Raw genomic sequence first — 18,976 nt, forward strand, 5'->3', positions numbered from 1 at the left:
TTGCCGCACACGGGACGGCGTTCTATATGCTGAACGTCGTCCCAGATGATGAATCCTTGGGACTCTATGGCTGTCCGAACAGAGGGGTCAAGGGCGATGTCAGCTGCCGAGGCCGGTGGAGCACAGGTCAAGTCCGCGGTGCGGACGGTGGAGTTGCTCGAATACTTCGCGGGCAGCCCCGGCATGCACAGCCTCGCCTCCGTCCAGGAAGCCGTCGGATACCCCAAGTCCAGCCTCTACATGCTGCTGCGCACCCTGGTCGACCTCGGCTGGGTGGAGACCGACGCCACCGGCACCCGTTACGGCATCGGCGTCCGCGCGCTACTGGTCGGCACCTCGTACATCGACGGCGACGAGGTGGTGGCCGCCGCCCGGCCGACGCTGGACCGGCTCTCCGACGACACCGCCGAGACCATCCACCTCGCCCGGCTCGACGGCGTCAACGTCGTCTACCTCGCCACCCGCCAGTCGCAGCACTACCTGCGCCCGTTCACCCGGGTCGGCCGCCGGTTGCCCGCGCACTCCACGTCGCTGGGCAAGGCGCTGCTCGCCACCCACACCGACGACCAGGTGCGGGCGATGCTGCCGCCCACCCTGCCCGCGCTGACCGAACACACCCTCACCGACCGCGAGCAGCTGATCGAGGAGCTGCACACGGTCCGCGAACAGGGCTTCGCGGTGGACCGCGAGGAGAACACCCTCGGTCTGCGCTGCTTCGGCGTGGCGATCCCCTACCGCACCCCGGCCCGGGACGCGATCAGCTGCTCGGTGCCGGTGGCCCGATTGACCTCCGGCCACGAGCAGACGATCAAGGACGCGCTGTTCGACGCCCGGGACCGGCTGACGCTGGCCACCCGCCGACTCTGAACGACGCCGGGTACGTGCTGTTCGCGGCGCTGACCGTGGCCGGGGGGCTGCTGCTCGCGTACGGCGGCGGGGCCGGCCGCCGGGGCGGGCGGGTGCCGCTGCCGGCCCCGCTGACCGCCACCTGGATCGGCTCCGGGGCGCTGGCCTGCTGGGGCGGTTGGCTGGCCCTGACCGCACTGCCGTTGCCGGCGGGGGATCCGCGACTGCCCGCGCCGCCGATGAGCCTCACCTACGCTGTGCAGATGATCGTGGGGATGCTGGTGGCCGTCGCCGGGGCTCATTTCTTCGCCGAACGTGCGGCACGGACCACCGGCGTCCCGGGCGCCACGGGCAGCACCGGCGCCCCGGGCAACGCGGGCGCCACGGACACCGTGGGCAGCATGACGGGCGCGGCCACCGCCGGGCGCACTCCCGGAGCCGTCCGGTGCGGCTGACCGCGGGCCGGTTGGTGCGGCGCTGGGTCCATCTGGTGCTGGGCGGGGCGCTGTTGATGCCGTTCTACCTGCTGGCGTCGGTGGCGCTGCCGCTCCTCGTGGCCGGCGCGGACCCGCTGCGCCACCTGGGCTGGCAGTTCGCCGCGTTCGCCGGTGCGCTGCCGTTGGCCGCGCTGGCCGCCCTGCTCTTCCCGCTGCTGCGGCCGTTGGAGGTGGCCGCCGTCCGGGCGCTGTGCGCGGCCCCCGCGGAGCGGCTGGCCGAGGGACCGGCCGGGTCCTGGGCCGCCCGGCGGCGCAGCGCGCTGTGGTTCACGGCGCACCTGCTGGCCGGCGGGATCGTCAGCGGGATGACGCTGGCCGCGCCGCCGGCCGCGGTGGTGCTGCTGGCCGCACCGTTCGGCGTCGACGTACCGCGGCTGGGGTGGTCGCGGGCCGCCGACGGGTGGGCCGCGCCGCTGGCCGGTCTGGCCCTGTTGGCGCTAATGCTGGGCACCACCTGGGGCGCGGGGGCACTGTTGGCCCGCTGCGCGCCGGCGCTGTTGGGCCCCACCACCGCCGACCGGCTGGCCGCCGCCGAACGCCGGGCGGCCGAACTCGCGGCCCGCAACCGGCTGGCCCGCGAACTGCACGACGCGGTGGGCCACGCGCTGAGCGCGGTCACCCTCCAGGCGGGGGCGGCCCGCCGGGTGCTGGACACCGACCCGGAGTTCGCCCGGCAGGCGCTGGCCGCCATCGAGGACACCACCCGCGAGGCGGTCGCCGAACTCGACACCGTACTGGGCCTGTTGCGGGCCGAGGACGACACCGGCCCGGCCGGCCCGGCCGGCCCGGCCGCGCCCGCGCCCACCCTGAACGCCCTGGAGGCGCTGCTCGACCGGACCCGCGCGGCGGGCGTCCAGGTCACGGCGGAGCTGTCCGGGGACCGCGCGGGGGTACCGCCGGTGGTCTCGCGGGAGGCGTACCGGATCGTCCAGGAGGGGCTGAGCAATGCCCTGCGGCACGCCGGACCGGTTCCGGTGACCGTGCAACTCGTAGTGGAAGAGGGGGAGTTGACGTTGGTGATGGAGAATCCGGTGGCCGTGGCGGCGGAGCCGGGCGGGGCGGGGCGCAACGGCGGCGGGCGCGGGCTGCGCGGCATCGCCGAACGGGCCCGGCTGCTGGGCGGCGCGGCGTCGGCCGGGGTCGCGGACGGCGGCTGGCGGCTGACCGCCCGACTGCCGCTCGCCGGGCCCGGCCGCGGGGACGGGGGCCCGGCGTGATCCGGATCGTGCTCGCCGACGACGAGCGGATGGTGCGCACCGCGCTCCGCGTCATCCTGGGCGCGGAGGCCGACATGGAGGTGGTCGGCGAGGCGGCGGACGGCGCGGCGGCGGTGCCGCTGGTCCGCGAACTGCGCCCGGATGTCGTGCTGATGGACGTCCGGATGCCCGGGATCGACGGGATCCGGGCGACCGAGCGGATCCTGGCCGGCTCGGCGGACCCGCCCCGGGTCCTGGTCGTCACCACCTTCGAGAACGACGCCTACGTCTACGACGCGCTGCGGGCCGGTGCCAGCGGGTTCCTGCTCAAGCGGGCCCGCGCGGACGAGCTGGTCCAGGCGGTGCGGCTGGTGGCGCACAGCGATTCGCTGCTGTTCCCGGCCGCGGTGCGGGCGCTGGCCGCCCGGCACGCCGGGGAGCGGGCCGCGGCCGAGACGGCGCGGGCGCTGCGGGACCGGCTGTCGGAGCGGGAGGGTGCGGTGCTGCGGCTGATGACCGCCGGGCTGACCAACGCCGAGATCGCCGAGCGGCTGGGCGTCGGCCCGGCCACCGTGAAGACGCATGTCGCCGGGGTGCTGGCCAAGCTCGGGGTGCGGGACCGGACGCAGGCGGTGATCGCCGCGTACGAATGCGGGTTCGTCCGGCCGGGTTGATCGTGGGCCCCGGACGGCGCAGCCGGTCAGCTCCGCTCACCCGTTCATCGTAGGCCAGCAGGACCGCCGGGCCGGCGCGGGCTTATCTCGTGGGAGGAGGCGCGGAACTCCACCGACTTCCCCAGTGGCACACCTGTGCCACGACCGCGCTTCGCGGAGGTTGTTCCCATGCGTTCCACCCGACTGCTCATCGGTGCCGTGCTGTCCACTGCCACGCTGGGTCTGGCCGCCACCGCGGCGTACGCCGGCGACTTCGGCACCATCGAGGTCTCGCCGGGCATGGCCAAGGCCGGTTCCACGGTCTCCCTCTCCACCATGGGGTGCGGGAGCAGCCGCTCGGCGAGCGTGGATGCCGCCGCCCTCGGCGGCGGCACGGTCGCCTTCGCCCCGGGCTCCGCCAAGGGTTCCCTGGTGGGGAAGGTGATGGTCAAGTCCGGCACCAAGCCCGGAAATTACGGGATCGGCGGCAAGTGTGCCGACGGCAAGGAGCTCACCGGTACGGTCCGGGTCGGCACGCAGGACGCGTCCGCCGGTCCGAGCATGAGCCCCGGGATGAGCATGAGCCCGAGCATGAGCATGAGCCCCGGCATGGGGCACGGCAGCGCCAAGCCGAGCATGCCCGCCAAGGAGCACTCCGCGATGCCCGCGCCGGGCGGTGCCGGCCCCACCATGCCGCCCAAGGGCAAGATGAAGACCGGTGAGGGCTCCACCAGCGAGGACGGTGTCAACACCACCGAGATCGCCGCGGGCGCCGGCGTGGTGCTGGTGGCGGCCGCCACCGGGGTCTGGCTGGTCCGCCGGCGCCGGTCCGGCGGCCGGTACTGACCCGGCCCCCGCTCCCGGCCGCCCATGCCGTCCGACGGCTCCCCACGGCCCGGCTCCCCGCCGCCACCGCCCGGTGACGGCGGGGCCCCAGGGCGGGCGGACCGGGAACGAGAAACGCGGCCGGCGGGCCGAGGACGCGGCGGCAGGGGCCGCGCGCGGCTGACCGGTGCGCTGGCGGCCGCCGCCACCGCCGCCGCGTGCGGTGCCGGCGGCTGGTTGATCGCCAACGGCACCCGGGACACCGCGCCGCCCCAGCCGTCCGCCGCACAGGGGTTCACCGCCCGGCCGCCGGGCGCGGGGGCGGCGACCGGGCGGCCGGCCGCGGAGCCGCTGCCGGCCGCGGAGCCGCTCCGGGTGGCGGTGCCGTCGCTGCGCATCGACGCACCGTTGACCCGGCTGGGGCTGGCCGCGGACGGCAGCCTGGCACCGCCGCCGGAGGGCAACCGGAACCTGGCGGGCTGGTACGCGGAGGGCACCCCGCCGGGCACCACCGGCACCGCCCTGATCGCCGGCCACGTGGACACCCGCGCGGGCCCCGCGGTCTTCTACCGCCTGGGCGCCCTGAAGAAAGGGCACACCGTGCGGATCCTGCGGGCGGACGGGCGGACCGCGGTGTTCACCGTCGACGCGGTGGAGGTGTACGACGGCCGGCACTTCCCGGACGAGAGGGTCTACGGCGAGGCGCGCCGCCCCGAACTCCGCCTGATCACCTGCGGCGGCGGTTTCAGCCGGTCCCGGCAGGAGTATCTGGGCAATGTCGTGGTCTTCGCCCATCTGACGGGCAGTCAGCTCGGTGGTGCGGACTCCGCGCCGCTGCCCTGGGCCCGGCCGCCGGCGGACCGGTTCAGCGCCCGCAGCGCCCCCCGCACCGCCGCCAGATCCGCCGCGCCGGCCAACCCCGCGTGGTAGAGCCGCAGTTCGTCCGCGCCGAGCGCGGCGGCGTGGGCGGCGTCGGCGGCCAACGTGCCGGGGCTGCCGCCCATCCCCGCGACCACGGTGAGGTTGGCGGCCACCGTCGTGCCCGCCGGGCGTGGTGCGAACGGCCCGAGCGCCGCGGTCCGGGCCGCGGCGTCCCCGGTGCAGGGCACCACCACCCCGTCCGCGTACGCCAGGACCGCCGCCGGGTCCACCCCGGCGTTGGCCCCGCACCGGTGCGGGGCGGGGTCGGCGTGCAGCAGCACCCGGAAGCCGTCCACCGAGGCCCGGGCCGCGGCGTCCCGCACGGCGTGCACCACCGCGCGTTGCAGTGCGCCCGCCGCCCGGTCCCGCCAGGCGCGCACCGCACCGGCCGTCTCCGGGCCCAGCAGTTCCTCGACGGCGGCCCACTCCCCCGCCCGGCCGCCGCCGTCCGGTGGCGCGGCGCCGGCCCACACCGGCTCCAGGGCGCGCCGCACGGCCGCCGGCACCTCACCTTCCGCCAGGCCGAGTCCGGCGTATCCGGCGCGGCACACCGGGCAGCAGCACAGGGACATCAGGTACTGCGCGGCGCCGCCCAACCCGACCCCCGCGAGCTTGTCGTGGCCGTGCAGGTGTGCCAGTCCGTACCAGCCGCAGGATTCCAGCTCCACGCCCCGGGCGCCGGGCCGGACGGCGGCCTCGGCGGCGAGGCGGACGAGGTAGTCGCGCACTTCGGGGCGGGCGATGCAGGGCGCCCACGGGTAGCGGTCGCCGTAGGCGTTGCGGACGACCGAGGACGGATGTTCGGCGCCGAGGCGGGAGTTGTGGGCGAGGACGACCCAGCTGTGCACCTCCAGGCCGGCGGCGGTCAGCGCCCGCGCGGCGGTGTCGAAGGGGTCCGGGTCGGCGACCCAGTCCTGGGCGTACGGGCGCAGCGCGCGGCCCGCCCAGCGGTCCGGGTCGGGCGGGTAGAGGACGGCGGAGTGCCGGGCGGTGACGATGCGGTGGCGGGGGTGGCGCGGGGTGAGGGCGCGGGTGGAGTGGTAGGCGGCGGCCAGGGTGACCTGGTGGAGGCCGAGTTCGGCGAGGTGGGCGGGGGCGCGCGGGTCGCCGACCACGTCCCAGGGGTAGAGGAAGGCGGCGGCGCGCATCAGGCGCCGGCCCCAGGGACGGCCGCGGCCAGCGCCAGGCCGTGGTCGAGGAGCCGGGCGAGGCGCTCGACGTGTGCGGGCCCGGGGTCGGACAGCGGTGGCCGCACCCCGCCGACGGCCGGCCCGCCGCGCAGTCCCACGCCCGCCTTGACCAGCGAAACGGCGTATCCGCTGCCCTCGTTGCGGAGTTCCACCAGCGGCCGGTAGAAGCCGTCCAGCAGGCGGGTGACGGTGGACTCGTCGCCGTCGTTGAGCGCCCGGTGGAAGGCGAGCGCGATCTCGGGGGCGAAGGCGAAGACGGCGGAGGAGTAGAGGTGGACGCCCAGGCCCCGGTAGGCGGGGCCGGTGAGTTCGGCGGTGGGCAGGCCGTTGAAGTAGCGGAACGGTCGGCCGGGGGCGTCGGTGCGGACCGCGCTGATGATGCGCTGGAGCAGGTCCAGGTCGCCCAGGCCGTCCTTGAGGCCGATGATGCCGGGGGTGCGGGCGAGGGCGGCGACGGTGTCCGGTGCGAAGACGGCGTTGTCGCGCTGGTAGACGATGACCGGGAGCGGGGTGGCGGCGGCGAGCGCGGCGTAGTGGCAGAGCAGTCCGGGCTGGTCGGCGTGGACGAGATAGGGCGGCATGGCGAGCAGCCCGTCGGCGCCGGCGGTGTGCGCGAGGCGGGCGAAGTGGCTGGCGAGCGCGGTGCCGTAGCCGGTGCCGGCCAGCACCGGGACCCGGCCGGCGGTCTCCGCGACGGCCGCGGCGACGCAGGCGGCGTACTCGTCGGGGGTGAGGGCGTGGAACTCGCCGGTGCCGCAGCAGGCGAAGACGGCGCCCGCGCCGGCGTCGATGCCGCTGCGCAGGTGGGCGCGGAAGGCGTCCAGGTCCAGTGCGCCGCCGGGTGCGTACGCGGTCACGGGGAAGAACAGCAGGCCGTCGAGGCGGTCGGCGAGGTGGGGGGACCTCCCGGCGGCGGGGCGAGGGTGTGCGGTCACGGGCTCTCCCTGACGTACACAGACGCGATCTCGTATACGTTTATGATCGATGTCCATATCTCTGAACGGCGTCACGGTATTGCAGCCGAACAGGGCGGGTCAAGGGTCCCAAACCCGTGCCGTACAAGCCGATTTGACCGCCCCGTCAAGAGTCTTGACCGGCCAGGATCGATCTCCCTAGCGTGTCCCTCCATCTGGCGCGTCCGCCCATATGAATCTGGTCCGTGCACCCGACCCCGCCGCCCGGAGGAGTACCGCCCTTGACCGCACCCCGCACCGTCCTGCTCACCGGCGCCGCCGGCGGCGTCGGCACCCTGATGCGTGCACTGCTGCCGCCCTACGGCTACCGGCTGCGCCTGTTCGACCAGCGCCCGATCGACGGCGAACCGGACACCATCACCGCGGAGTTGGCCGACACCGAGGCGCTGCGCGCGGCGGTCCGCGGGGTCGACGCCGTCGTCCACCTCGCCGGCATCTCCCTGGAGTCGTCGTTCGAGGAGATCCTGCGGGCCAACATCGAGGGCACCTACCGGCTCTACGAGGCGGCCCGCGAGGCCGGCGTGCGGCGGGTGGTCTTCGCCTCCTCCAACCACGCCGTCGGCTTCACCCCGCGCCCGCCGGACGGCTCCGCCGCCATCCCGGTCGACACCCCGCACCGCCCGGACACCTTCTACGGCCTCTCCAAGGGGTTCGGCGAGGACCTCGCCGCCCTCTACTGGGACCGGCACGGCATCGAGACCGTCTCCCTGCGCATCGGCTCGTGCTTCCCGGAGCCGACCACGGTGCGGATGCTCTCCCTCTGGCTGAGCCCGGCGGACTGCGCCCGACTGCTGCACGCCGCGCTCACCGCCGACCACGTCGGCCACACCGTCGCCTACGCCTCCTCCGCCAACACCCGCCTGTGGTGGGACCTGTCCACCGCCCGCGCCCTCGGCTACGACCCGCAGGACGACTCCGAGCCGTACGCCGCCCAACTCCTCGCCGCCCAAGGGGAACTCGACCCCGAGAACCCCGAACACACCCACCTCGGCGGAACCTTCTGCACGAACCCGCCCCTTTGGCGGCATTGACCGCGATTCCCGGGCAATCCGCCACCGTACGGAACCTCGTCCCCGCCCCCCGGCGTCCTTGAGGGCACAACGCCTGCCGGCACCGCAACCAGGTGCCGGCGGGCGCGAGCACACGACGCGAGAACGAGGTAACACACCATGGGCATCGTCAGCTGGCTCCTCCTGGGCCTGATCGCGGGCGTCATCGCCAAGGTCCTGCTGCCGGGGCGGGACCCGGGCGGCCTCGTCGGCACCACCCTGATCGGCATCGCCGGCTCCTTCATCGGCGGCTGGCTCTCCACCCGCATCCTGCACCGCCCGATACCCAAGGACTTCTACGACCCGGCCATGTGGATCTCCGCGGTGGCCGGTGCCCTGGTCCTGCTGATCGCCTACCGGCTGCTCTTCGGCAACTCCCGCGCCCGACGCTGACCAGCGCGGACGCCCACCCCGGCCGCCCCGGGGCGGCGCCCGCGGGGAACCGCGTACACCCCCGGACCGTTAGGGCTGGCATGACCGCAATGACTCCTGGCTCGAACCTCCCGCTCACCGCCGCGCGGGTGGCGGTGACCGTCACCGCCCCCGTGCGGCTGGACGTGTCGGGCCTGCTGCTCACCGCCGGCGGCAAGGTGCGCTCCGACGCCGACTTCGTGTTCTACAACCAGCCCGCGGGGCCGGGGGTGAGCCACGGCACGACGCCGGGCGGCGACACCATCACGGTGGACACCGCCGCGGTGCCCGCGGACATCGACAAGGTCGTGATCACCGCGAGCCCGGACGCGCCCGGCGCGACCTTCGCCGGCACCGAGCCGACCGGCACGGTCCGCGACGCGGACGGCGGCGGAGTCCTGGCCACCTTCACCCCGCCGCGGCTCGGCCCGGAGACCGCACTGGTGGTCATGGAGATCTACCGCCGCGGCGGCGGCTGGAAGGTCCGCGCGGTCGGCCAGGGGTACGCGAACGGGCTCGCCGGCATCGCCACCGACTTCGGGGTGAGCGTGGAGGAGCCGACCGCCCCGCCGGCGGCCCAGGCGACCGCCCCGACCGCTCCCACCGTTCCGCCCGTCCCGCCCGTCCCGCCCGTCCCGCAGTCCCCGCCGGCACCCCCGGCGCCCGTCCCCGCGGAGCAGTGGGCACCGCCGGCCGGCGCCCCGGCCCCGCTCGCCCCGCCGGCGCAGGCCCCCGCCCCGGCGGCCCCGCCGGCCGCCGGCAAGGTCAACCTCGACAAGGGCCGGGTCAGCCTCCAGAAGAACCAGACCGTCTCGCTGGTCAAGGACGGCCGCCCGCTGCTCAGCACGGTCCGGATGGGCCTGGGCTGGGAGCCCGCCCGCCGCGGCCGGAGCATCGACCTGGACGCCTCGGTGATCGCCTACGGCCCGGACCGCGGCAAGATCGACAGCTGCTACTTCGGCAAGCTCCGGATCCTCAACTCGGCGATCCAGCACTCCGGCGACAACCTCACCGGCGACGGCGCCGGCGACGACGAGGTGATCACCGTCCACCTCGGCGGGATCCCCCCGGAGGTCTCCGGCCTGGTCTTCGTCGTCAACTCCTTCTCCGGCCAGAAGTTCTCCGACGTCACCAAGGCGTACTGCCGACTGACCGACGCACAGACCGGGGAGGAGCTGGTCCGCTTCGACCTGGCCGGCGCCGAAGCGCGGACCGGCGTGATCATGGCCAAGCTGATCCGGCAGTTCTCCGGCGAGTGGGAGATGACCGCGCTGGGCTCGTTCGTCGACGCCCGCACGGTGCGCGGCATGGTCAAGCCCGCGGCCGCCGCGCTGTAGCCCGCTCCCGCGGTGGATGCGGTGCCGGCGCCCGCATCCACCGGGGCCGGCACCGCGCCGGTCAGCCCCGGCCGGCCAACCCCGTCAGCCGCGCCAGCCGCTCGAAGGACTCCAGCAGCGCCGCCCGGTCGTAACTACTGGTGGTCACCAGCACCTCGTCCGCCGCGCTCCGCTCGATCAGCGTCCCGAGCTCCTGCGCGACCTGCTCCTCCGTGCCGTGCACATGGCCCCGCAGCGCGTCCGCGTAGAAGCCCCGCTCCCGCTCCGACATTCCCTCCCCGGCGGCCCCCGGTGCAAGCACCGGCTCCACTGGAGCGGCGGACGCCGCGCCCCCCGACGCGTCCACCGCCGGCCGCAGCGGCGGGAACACCCCGTGCGTCCGCGAGTACGCCAGCGCCCGCGCCTCCGGTACGAGCAGCCGCCGGGCCGCCTCCGCCGTCCCGGCCACCGCCACCGTCCCGGAGATCACCACGTACGGCCGCGCCCAGAGCCCCGACGGGCGGAACGTGGCGCGGTACTCCTCGATCGCCGCCAGCAGCTTCGCCGGGGCCCGGAAGTCGCCGATCACCAGGGCCAGCCCGGCCCGTGCCGCCACCCGCGCCCCCGCACCGGTGGCCAGCACGAACGCCGGCACCGTCAGCCCCTCGGCGGGCCGGGCGTGGACCTGCGGATGGGCGGTCTGGGTACCCGTGAAGTAGCCCAGCAGCTCGACGAGCTGCGCCTCGAAGTCCTCGGCGGCGTCCTTCTCCGTGCCCAGCGCCCGACGGATCCCGCCGGTGAAGCCGACGGAACGGCCCAGCCCCATGTCGATCCGGCCCGGGAAGAGCGAGGCGAGCACGCCGAACTGCTCGGCGACCACCAGCGGGCGGTGGTTGGGCAGCATCACCCCGCCGGTGCCCACCCGGATGGCGGTGGTGGCCGAGGCCACCGCGGCGGCCAGCACGGTGGGCGCCGAGCCGGCGACACCGGGCACGCTGTGGTGCTCGGCCACCCAGAACCGGTGGTACCCGAGCCGCTCGGCCCACCGAGCCAGCTCCACGGTGTCCCGCAACGCCGCCGCGGGCGGGTGTCCCTCCCTGGTGCGGGAGCGGTCCAGGATTGAGAATTGTGTCGTCCGCATCGTCGAGCTCACCTCCCCTTCAACATCCGCCCGTGCCCAAGATTCCTTCCCCACGCCCCCTCGGCCCCCTCCCCCCACGGCTTACGACGAGGAGCGTCCGATGACCGAGCAGCCGCCCCCGACCGGCGGATCCGGCCGGTCCGCGCACCCCGACCACCCGGACGGCGCAGCCCGCCCGGACCTCCCCGACCGGGTCGCCGCCACCTACGGCGAGGAGGACCTCAGCACCGTCACCGCGTTCACCGGCGGCTTCATCAACTTCGGCTACTGGGCCTGGCTGCCCGAGCCCGCGGACCGGCCGCTGACCGAGGACGACCGGCTCCGCAGCGAGCAGGACCTCTACCGGCTGGTGCTGGACACCTTCGACCGGCCGCGCGGCCGCACCGCCCTGGAGGTCGGCTGCGGCCGCGGCCTGGGCTGTGCGCTGGCCCTGCGGGAGTTCGACTTCGGGTCGGTGATCGGCCTGGACGCCCATCCGGACCAGATCGCCCGCGCCCTGGAGGCCAACGCCGCCCTGCTCCGCGAGGACACCGGCCCCCGCCGGCTGAAGTTCGTGCTCGGCCCGGCCCAGCGGATGCCGTTGCCGGACGCCTGCACCGACTTCGTCTACTCCGTCGAGGCCGCCCAGCACTTCCGCGACCTGGCCGGCTTCGCCCGGGAGGCGGTGCGCGTACTGCGGCCGGCCGGCCAGTTCGCGCTGACCACGTTCTTCGCCCGGGTCCCGGAAGCGGTCCGGGTGCTGCCCGAGCTGCTGCCCCCGTACGCCAACGGGCTGGACGTGACACACCTGGTGGACGACGTGGCGGCCACGTTCGACGGGGCCGGGCTGGTCGACGTCGCGGTGACGCCGATCGGCGACGGCGTCTGGGAGCCGTACGACCGCTACATGGCGGAGCGGCCGGAGCTGCGCGACAAGTGGCCCCGCCAGTACCTGACCGCCTACCAGACCGGACTGCTCGACTACTACCTGATCACGGCGGCGGCCCCGGCCGGCTGAGCCCCGGCGGAGCCGCTGACGCCGCGCCCCTCGTGCCGTCCCCGCTCAGTCGGCCCGTCGCGACCGCGCCTTGAAGGCGGCCTTGCGCGCCTCCTTGGCGGCCTTCTTGTCCGGGTGGAGCCGTCCCATGGCCTCCAGCACATCGGCGGTGGCCGGGTGGTCCACCCGCCAGACCGCGTCGAAGAACCCGCTGTGCTGGACGCTCAACCCGCGTACCAGCTCCTGGAGTTCGGCGGTCGCCTCGTCGTCGGTGTCGCCGAGCTGGGCCGCGATGGTGTCCACCGTCAGCCAGAAGACCAGCTCCTGGGACGGCTCGGGGATGCCGGGCAGTCCGCGCTCGGCGAGCCAGACCCGGGCCAGCCCGCCCAGGTGCCGGTCGTCGAGCACCTCGCGCAGCGCCGGTTCGGCCTCGGGGGCGACCAGGGAGAGGGTCTGCTGGGCGGCGAGCCGGCGCAGCGGGCCGTGCTCGTCGTCGCCGCGGGCGGCCGCGAGCAGCTCCCGGGCGGCGTCCAGCGGGGTGCGGGCGGCGAGCCACTGCTCGGACTCCGCCTGGGCCATCGCCTCGGGGTAGTCGGGCAGCGCCGTCAGCAGGACCTCGGCGCCCTGGTCGGCGAGGTCGCCGACGGCGGGGGCGTCCACCCCGGCGTCCAGCATCCGGGCGCGGACCGCCCAGACGCCGAGCGGGGTGAGCCGGACCAGGCCGTAGCGGGCGACGTCCTCGTCCGCGAGCGGCTCGGCCGCGCTCACCGTCTCGCCGTCCTCGTCGAGCTCCTCGATCAGTGCCTCGTCGACCGGCCGGTAGGCGACCAGTCCGATCGGCTCCAGCACCCGGAACTGGTCGTCGAGCCGCATCATCGCGTCGGAGACCTCTTCGAGGACCTCATCGGTGGGCTCGTCCATATCGTCCGGGACGATCATGGAGGCGGCCAGCGCGGGCAGCGGGACGTCCTGGTCGGGGACCTCGCCCAGGGCGCTGAGGAGGTAGAGGTTGCCGAGGATGCCGTCCAGCAGCTCGGCCTCCTCCTCCGGGTTCCAGTCCAGGGCGTCCAGGTCGAGTTCGTCGCCCTCGGCGAGCTGCTCGGCGATGTCGGAGAGGTCCGGGGCGACCGCGTCGGCGAGCACCGTCTCCATGCCGCCGAGCCAGATGTCCAGGACGTCCTGCGGGCTGCCGGAGGTGAGCAGGCCCAGCTCCTCGCCGGGGGTGGCGGTGCCGACCGCGGCGTCGTCCGGGAGGTTCGCCGCGTCGGCGGCGTCCGCCTCCTCGTGCTCGGTGATCTCGACCAGCCCGGTGTCCACCGCCAGCTGCCACGCCTCGGCGGCGTAGGCGGGGCCGTCCTCGTCGCCGGCCAGGCCCAGGTGCTCGGTGGCCGCGACCAGCGACTTCTCGACCAGCTCACCGCCGACGCTGACCGGGACGCCGGACTCGGCCCAGCGGGCGAGCTGGGCGGCCCGGGCCAGCAGCGGGGCGCTCAGTGCGGCGCGGGCCAGCTCCGCTTCGGAATGCAGCCGCACCGGCGGCATGGTGGGGCGGTCTGCGGACATCTGGGCTCAGCTCCTCGGACGGACGTCGGCTCGTGCGCCGCCCAAGCGTAGACGGAATCCTCCCCATCTCGGGCGGTTCACCCTTCCGTACGCTCCCGTCCACCGGGAGAACCTTGACAACTCCCTTGCGCACACAAGAGATTGACGCGCGTAGCGAGCGCCGGTCCCGCTTCGCCACATCTCCTACCCCCCCTTCTCCGGAGGCATTGATGCCACCCCGTCGTCCGCTCCGCAGACCGGTCGCCCTCACTGCGGTGGCCGCCTGCGCCGCCCTCGCCGGCGGACTGCTCAGCGTGCAGTCCGCCTCGGCGGCCGGCACCCGGATCCACGACATCCAAGGCAGGACCCGCATATCCCCGCTGGCCGGCAAGCAGGTCGGCGACGTTCCCGGCACCGTGACCGCGATCCGGGCGTTCGGCTCGTCCCGCGGCTTCTGGGTGCAGGACCCGCACCCCGACGACGACCCGGCGACCAGCGAGGCGGTCTTCGTCTTCACCGGCAAGGAAACGCCGAAGGTCGCGGTCGGCGATGCGCTCACCTTCAGCGGCACGGTCAGCGAGTACTACCCGGGCGGCAAGGACGCCGGCGGCCAGTCCGTCACCGAGATCACCAGTGCCACCTGGAAGGTCACCGCGAGCAACCAGGCGCTGCCGGCCCCGGTCAAGCTCAACGCCTCCTCGATTCCCGCGACTTACGCACCCGACGCGGGCGGCCGGAGCATCGAGTCGCGCACCCTCCGGCCCACGAAGTACACCCTCGACCGCCTGGAGTCGCTGGAGGGCATGCGAGTCTCGGTCGTCGGCGCCCCGGTCGTCGGCCCCACCAACACCCACAACGAGCTGTGGGTGACCGCCACCCCCGGCCACCACCGCACCGCCCGCGGCGGCACGCTCTACGAGTCGTACGCCGACCCCAACGGCGGCCGCATCAAGGTCCAGTCCCTCATCCCCTTCTCGCAGCGGCCGTTCCCGGTGGCCAACGTCGGCGACCGGCTGAGCGGCACCACCGCCGGCCCACTGGACTACGACAACTTCGGCGGCTACACCCTCCAGGCCACCGAACTGGGCACGCTCGCCGCCCACACCCCGGCGCCCGAGGTCACCCGCACACAGACGGCCGACGAACTCGCGGTGGCCACCTACAACGTCGAGAACCTCGCCCCGGACAACCCGCAGACCAAGTTCGACCGGCTGGCGAAGGGCCTGGTCCACAACCTCGCCGCCCCCGACGTCGTCGCCCTGGAGGAGGTCCAGGACGACAGCGGCGCCACGGACGACGGGACGGTCACCGCGGGGACCACCCTCAAGAAGCTCACCGACGCCATCAAGGCGGCCGGCGGCCCGGCGTACGCGTGGCGGGCGATCGACCCGCAGAACGACCAGGACGGCGGCCAGCCCGGCGGCAACATCCGGGTGGCGTTCCTCTTCAACCCGCAGCGGGTGGCGTTCACGGACGTCAAGGGCGGCGATGCGACCACGCCGGTCAAGGTCGTCGACGACCACGGCCGGGTCGGACTGTCCGCTTCGCCGGGCCGGATCGCGCCGACCGACGCGGCGTGGAAGTCCAGCCGCAAGCCGCTGGTCGGCGAGTTCGCGCTGCGCGGCAAGCCCGATCGCCGGGTCTTCGTGATCGCCAACCACTTCAACTCCAAGGGCGGCGACCAGGGCCTGGACAGCCGCTTCCAGCCGCCGGCCCGGACCTCGGAGACCCAGCGCACCGCACAGGCGAAGCTGGTCAACACCTTCGTCAAGGAGCTGCTGACCAAGGACCCCAAGGCCGACGTGGTGGTGGCCGGCGACCTCAATGACTACCAGTTCTCGCCCGCGCTGAAGACCCTCACCAGCGGCGGCGTGCTCACCGACCAGGTCACCAAGCTGCCGGTCGCCGAGCGCTACAGCTACGTCTACCAAGGCAACTCCCAGGTGCTGGACCACCTGCTCACCAGCAAGGCACTGACCCGCGCCGACTACGACGTGGTGCACATCAACGCCGAGTACGCGGACCAGACCAGCGACCACGACCCGCAGGTGCTGCGGATCAAGCCCTGACGCCCGACATCCCTGCCCCGCGCCTCACCCGGGGTGACCGTCTCGTCACTCCACCAGCCCACCTCCGGGGGCCAACTGCGCCCCGGGGTGCGGTACTGGGAGGGCAAACACCGTTTCGGCGAGACAAAGGGAGTCATGATGCCGAAGTCGCAGAACCGTAAGTCGGGCAAGCAGGACCGAGCCGCCGAGCGGCGCTCCGACCAGCACCGGCCGCAGTCGGAGGAGTCCGCCGCCGAGCGCACCCAGGACCTGAAGCCGCGGTCGCGCAAGGCTGACTGACGCGGGTAGGGCAGGCAGTACGCCGAGCGGCCGCCGCACCACAGGGTGCGGCGGCCGCTTCGTCGTTCCGGGCGTCCCCGGGCACGGTCACCAGGCGGCGGGCACCGCCCGTTCCTCCGGCTCCGGCCCGTCCGCCACCGCCGGCCCGGCATCCGGCCCGACGGGCACCAGCTCCCGCACCAGCAGGGTGGCCCCGGCCACCGCGCCCGGCATCAGCAGCACCGCCACGAACGGAATCAGGAACAGCAGCACCAGTGGCGTCCCGAAGCCCACCGCCAGGGCCTTGCGGCCGCGCAGCAGCCGCAGCCGCTCGCGGACCGGAATGTCCCGGCGCTGCATCGCCACCGTGGTCAGCTCGACGGCGAGGAAGAAGCCGGAGACACAGAACCCGAGGGCCGGAACCACGGTCTGCCCCACGAACGGCAGGAAACCCAGGAGGAAGAGCAGCACCGCGAACCCGGCGGCCCGCAGCAGCACATGGACCATGTCCCGCAGCGCGATGCCGATCTCCCGCCACAGCGGGCGGTCCGAGCCGGGCGGGCAGCCGCCCTCGCTCTCCTCGACCTGCTCCGACAGCGACTCGTAGAAGGGGTCGCCGATCAGCAGGGTGACGGCGGTGAACGTCAGCACCGACAGCGTCAGCCCGCCGGCCAGCAACAGCGCCACGAACAACCCGCGCAGCAGCCCCTGCCACGGGGAGCCCCAGCCGTCGGCGAACGGCGTCGCCCAGGCGGCGAGGTCGCCGGACCACAGGGCCAGCACGGTGAGCAGCCCCGCGTACAGCACCAGCGCCACCAGTGCGGGGATCAGCCCGAACCCCCACCACCGGCCGTGCCCGGCGACCCAGCGCACGCCCCGGCCCAGATACCGCACCCCCGCTACAAGATCACGCATGCGGCCACCCTATCGGCGCGACGGGACGGTCGACCGGTCCGGGACAACGCGGTGCGGAACCGGGTCCGGAACCGCACACGCCCCGGGCCCGGCGGTGTGGCCGCCGGGCCCGGGGCGAGGACTGCGGGACGGTGCCCGGTCAGTTGTGGCTGTGCAGGATCTCGTTCAGACCGCCCCAGATCGCCTTGTTCGGGCGGGCCTCGACGGTGCCGGTGGTGGAGTTGCGGCGGAAGAGGATGTTGTCGGCGCCGGACAGCTCCAGCGCCTTGACGATCTGGCCGTCGGGCAGCGTGATGCGGGTGCCCGCGGTCACGTACAGACCGGCCTCGACCACGCACTCGTCGCCCAGCGCGATGCCGATGCCCGACTCGGCGCCGAGCAGGCAGCGCTCACCGATCGAGATGATCTGCTTGCCGCCGCCGGAGAGGGTGCCCATGGTGGAGGCGCCGCCGCCGATGTCGGTGCCGTCGCCGATCACCACACCGGCGCTGATCCGGCCCTCGATCATCGAGGTGCCCAGCGTGCCGGCGTTGAAGTTGACGAAGCCCTCGTGCATGACGGTGGTGCCGGCCGCGAGGTGGGCACCCAGCCGCACCCGGTCGGCGTCGGCGATCCGAACGCCGGCGGGCGCCACGTAGTCGGTCATCCGCGGGAACTTGTCGACGCTGGTGACCTGGAGGTGCAGGCCCTCGGCGCGGGCGTTCAGCCGGGCCGTCTCCAGCTGGTCGACCGGCACCGGGCCGAGCGAGGTCCAGGCGACGTTGGCCAGCAGGCCGAAGACGCCCTCCAGGCTCTGGCCGTGCGGCTTGACCAGGCGGTGGCTGAGCAGGTGCAGGCGCAGGTAGGCGTCGTGCGCGTCCAGCGGCTTGTCGTCCAGGGAGGCGATGACCGTGCGGACGGCCACGACCTCCACGCCGCGGACCGGGTCGGGACCGATGGCCTTGAGGGCAGCGGCGCCCAGCAGCTCGGCGGCGCGGTCGTCCGCCAGCTGCTCGGTGCCGGCCGGGCCGGGCGCGTCGACCAGCTCGGGCGCGGGGAACCAGGTGTCGAGAACGGTGCCGTCGGAGGCGACGGTGGCGAGCCCGGCGGCGACGGCGCCGGTCGTGAGGGAAGTTGCAGCATCGGTCATGTGGGAAACCTAACCGGAGCCCGCCCGCGGAGGCGAACCGGTCTCAGCGATCGGTCCCGGGCCGTACGGTCACACGATCCGGGCCGCCCGCCCGCACCGTCCGGCTCGTAGGGTCGCACCAGCCGCCGGCCCGCGGGCGCCGGTCACCGGGCGGCCCCCAGCACCCCGGCCAACCCCTCGCGCACCAGGGCCGGCTGGAACGGCTGACCGGTGAGCAGGTGCTGGAGCAGCAGCCCGTCGGTGAAGGCCACCACCGCCCGGGCGGTGGCCCGGTCGCCGATCCGCCGGTCGAGCAGCGTCACCATCTCGTCCAGGCACTCGGCCGCGATCGGCCGCACCGCCTCGTGCCGCAGCGCGGCCAGGTACAGCTCGTACTCCAGCTCCACCCGCGCCCGGTCCGCGGCGAGGATCTCCGCGACCAGCCGGGCCACCTCGTCGGCGAGCGGCACGGCCGGGTCGATCCCGTCCACCCAGCGCGCGAAGTCCGCCAGCCACCAGCCGTTGGCCTGCCGCAGCGCGGCGACCAGCAGGTCGTCGAGGGTCGCGAAGTGGTACGTCGTGGAGCCCAGCGGGACGTCCGCCGCGGCCGCCACCGCGCGGTGGCTGAGCCCGGCGATCCCCCGCTCCCCGACCACCGTGATCGCCGCGTCGATGATCCGCTGCCGCCGCTCCGGGTCGTAGCGCCGGGCCATCAGTGCGCCCCGTCGAGGTTGAGCACCACTACCCCGGCGATCACCAGCAGCACCCCGAAGATCTTGAAGGCGCTGGCGCTCTCGCCCAGGAACACCATCCCGATCGCGGCGATCACCGCGGTACCGGTCCCGGCCCAGATCGCGTACGCGGTCCCGATGCTCATCGACTTGAGCGTCTGGGCGAGCAGTGCGAAGGCGAGCACGTACCCGAGGACGGTGCCGAGCGAGGGCCACAGCCTGCTGAAGCCGTGGCTGTACTTCATCGAGGTCGTCGCGAGGACCTCGGAGAGGATCGCGCCGGCGAGTGTCAGGTAGGCCATGCGTACGAGCGTACACAGCGTTGCGTACGACCGTACACAACGGGGGGGGCGATCGC

Annotated in this window: 19 protein-coding genes and 1 pseudogene; 12 read left to right on the forward strand and 8 right to left on the reverse strand. The window is 74.4% G+C overall.

The genetic code is table 11. The features are described 5' to 3' along the window. Positions 1–96: 96 nt before the first annotated feature. The 6 genes and pseudogenes from ACO0M4_RS37160 to ACO0M4_RS37185 all read left to right on the forward strand — a co-directional run. Positions 97–867: an IclR family transcriptional regulator gene (locus tag ACO0M4_RS37160; RefSeq protein ID WP_430375556.1), complete on the forward strand. Its 771-nt coding sequence runs from the start codon at positions 97–99 to the stop codon at positions 865–867. A 14-nt stretch (positions 868–881) separates the two neighbouring features. Then, complete coding sequence (locus tag ACO0M4_RS37165) at positions 882–1,301, forward strand: hypothetical protein (RefSeq protein WP_430375557.1); 420 nt, start codon at positions 882–884, stop codon at positions 1,299–1,301. Continuing rightward, positions 1,292–2,560 (forward strand): sensor histidine kinase, encoded by a 1,269-nt coding sequence (locus tag ACO0M4_RS37170; RefSeq protein ID WP_430375558.1) that lies wholly within the window; start codon positions 1,292–1,294, stop codon positions 2,558–2,560. The genes ACO0M4_RS37165 and ACO0M4_RS37170 overlap by 10 nt, the downstream gene beginning before the upstream one ends. Then, positions 2,557–3,213, forward strand: a complete 657-nt coding sequence (locus tag ACO0M4_RS37175; protein WP_430375559.1) for a response regulator transcription factor — start codon at positions 2,557–2,559, stop codon at positions 3,211–3,213. Before ACO0M4_RS37170 ends, ACO0M4_RS37175 begins: the two co-directional genes overlap by 4 nt. A 168-nt stretch (positions 3,214–3,381) precedes the next feature. Next, the gene (locus ACO0M4_RS37180) at positions 3,382–4,038 is read left to right on the forward strand and encodes a hypothetical protein (RefSeq protein ID WP_430375560.1); all 657 of its coding nucleotides are present in this window, start codon (positions 3,382–3,384) and stop codon (positions 4,036–4,038) included. Between the two features lie 24 nt (positions 4,039–4,062). Then, positions 4,063–4,758: pseudogene (locus tag ACO0M4_RS37185) on the forward strand (class F sortase); the annotation flags it as partial. Between the two features lie 65 nt (positions 4,759–4,823). On the opposite strand, the gene ACO0M4_RS37190 reads toward ACO0M4_RS37185, so the two are convergent. Together ACO0M4_RS37190 and ACO0M4_RS37195 are read right to left on the reverse strand one after the other, a co-directional pair. Further along, entirely contained in the window at positions 4,824–6,086 is a 1,263-nt protein-coding gene (locus tag ACO0M4_RS37190; protein ID WP_430375561.1) for a hypothetical protein, read from the reverse strand. After that, entirely contained in the window at positions 6,086–7,063 is a 978-nt protein-coding gene (locus ACO0M4_RS37195; RefSeq protein WP_430375562.1) for a 5-dehydro-4-deoxyglucarate dehydratase, read from the reverse strand. Before ACO0M4_RS37195 ends, ACO0M4_RS37190 begins: the two co-directional genes overlap by 1 nt. Before the next feature lie 260 nt (positions 7,064–7,323). Between ACO0M4_RS37195 and ACO0M4_RS37200 the strand changes: the two genes are divergently transcribed. From ACO0M4_RS37200 to ACO0M4_RS37210, 3 genes are all read left to right on the forward strand, one after another. Then, complete coding sequence (locus tag ACO0M4_RS37200) at positions 7,324–8,133, forward strand: NAD-dependent epimerase/dehydratase family protein (RefSeq protein WP_430375563.1); 810 nt, start codon at positions 7,324–7,326, stop codon at positions 8,131–8,133. A 138-nt stretch (positions 8,134–8,271) separates the two neighbouring features. Beyond that, positions 8,272–8,544, forward strand: coding sequence for a GlsB/YeaQ/YmgE family stress response membrane protein (locus ACO0M4_RS37205; protein WP_390012916.1), 273 nt, complete (start codon positions 8,272–8,274; stop codon positions 8,542–8,544). A gap of 89 nt (positions 8,545–8,633) precedes the next feature. Then, entirely contained in the window at positions 8,634–9,899 is a 1,266-nt protein-coding gene (locus ACO0M4_RS37210) for a TerD family protein (protein WP_430376041.1), read from the forward strand. Between the two features lie 61 nt (positions 9,900–9,960). On the opposite strand, the gene ACO0M4_RS37215 is transcribed toward ACO0M4_RS37210, so the two are convergent. Continuing rightward, positions 9,961–11,019, reverse strand: coding sequence for an MsnO8 family LLM class oxidoreductase (locus tag ACO0M4_RS37215; RefSeq protein ID WP_430375564.1), 1,059 nt, complete (start codon positions 11,017–11,019; stop codon positions 9,961–9,963). A 100-nt stretch (positions 11,020–11,119) separates the two neighbouring features. Here ACO0M4_RS37215 and ACO0M4_RS37220 point away from each other — a divergent pair, with 100 nt between their 5' ends. After that, positions 11,120–12,016, forward strand: a complete 897-nt coding sequence (locus ACO0M4_RS37220; RefSeq protein WP_430375565.1) for a class I SAM-dependent methyltransferase — start codon at positions 11,120–11,122, stop codon at positions 12,014–12,016. A gap of 45 nt (positions 12,017–12,061) precedes the next feature. Here ACO0M4_RS37220 and ACO0M4_RS37225 read toward each other — a convergent pair whose 3' ends face one another. Beyond that, positions 12,062–13,558: a hypothetical protein gene (locus ACO0M4_RS37225; protein WP_430375566.1), complete on the reverse strand. Its 1,497-nt coding sequence runs from the start codon at positions 13,556–13,558 to the stop codon at positions 12,062–12,064. A 209-nt stretch (positions 13,559–13,767) separates the two neighbouring features. On the opposite strand from ACO0M4_RS37225, the gene ACO0M4_RS37230 reads away from it, so the two are divergent. Both ACO0M4_RS37230 and ACO0M4_RS37235 read left to right on the forward strand, forming a co-directional pair. Then, positions 13,768–15,606 carry an endonuclease/exonuclease/phosphatase family protein gene (locus tag ACO0M4_RS37230; protein WP_430375567.1) on the forward strand — a complete coding sequence of 613 codons (1,839 nt, stop codon included), beginning with the start codon at positions 13,768–13,770 and terminating at the stop codon, positions 15,604–15,606. A 138-nt stretch (positions 15,607–15,744) separates the two neighbouring features. Further along, positions 15,745–15,885 carry a hypothetical protein gene (locus ACO0M4_RS37235; protein ID WP_362304321.1) on the forward strand — a complete coding sequence of 47 codons (141 nt, stop codon included), beginning with the start codon at positions 15,745–15,747 and terminating at the stop codon, positions 15,883–15,885. 87 nt (positions 15,886–15,972) lie between these two features. Here ACO0M4_RS37235 and ACO0M4_RS37240 read toward each other — a convergent pair whose 3' ends face one another. From ACO0M4_RS37240 to ACO0M4_RS37255, 4 genes are all read right to left on the reverse strand, one after another. After that, positions 15,973–16,779: an EI24 domain-containing protein gene (locus ACO0M4_RS37240; RefSeq protein WP_430375568.1), complete on the reverse strand. Its 807-nt coding sequence runs from the start codon at positions 16,777–16,779 to the stop codon at positions 15,973–15,975. A 139-nt stretch (positions 16,780–16,918) separates the two neighbouring features. After that, on the reverse strand, positions 16,919–17,908 hold the full coding sequence (gene dapD, locus ACO0M4_RS37245; RefSeq protein ID WP_430375569.1) for a 2,3,4,5-tetrahydropyridine-2,6-dicarboxylate N-succinyltransferase: 990 nt from the start codon (positions 17,906–17,908) through the stop codon (positions 16,919–16,921). Between the two features lie 143 nt (positions 17,909–18,051). Beyond that, complete coding sequence (locus tag ACO0M4_RS37250; RefSeq protein ID WP_430375570.1) at positions 18,052–18,600, reverse strand: TetR/AcrR family transcriptional regulator; 549 nt, start codon at positions 18,598–18,600, stop codon at positions 18,052–18,054. Beyond that, positions 18,600–18,920 (reverse strand): DMT family transporter, encoded by a 321-nt coding sequence (locus ACO0M4_RS37255; protein WP_430375571.1) that lies wholly within the window; start codon positions 18,918–18,920, stop codon positions 18,600–18,602. Before ACO0M4_RS37255 ends, ACO0M4_RS37250 begins: the two co-directional genes overlap by 1 nt. Between the last annotated feature and the right edge of the window lie 56 nt (positions 18,921–18,976).

It is taken from the genome of Streptomyces sp. RGM 3693, from assembly GCF_050471125.1.
GTDB lineage: Bacteria > Actinomycetota > Actinomycetes > Streptomycetales > Streptomycetaceae > Streptomyces.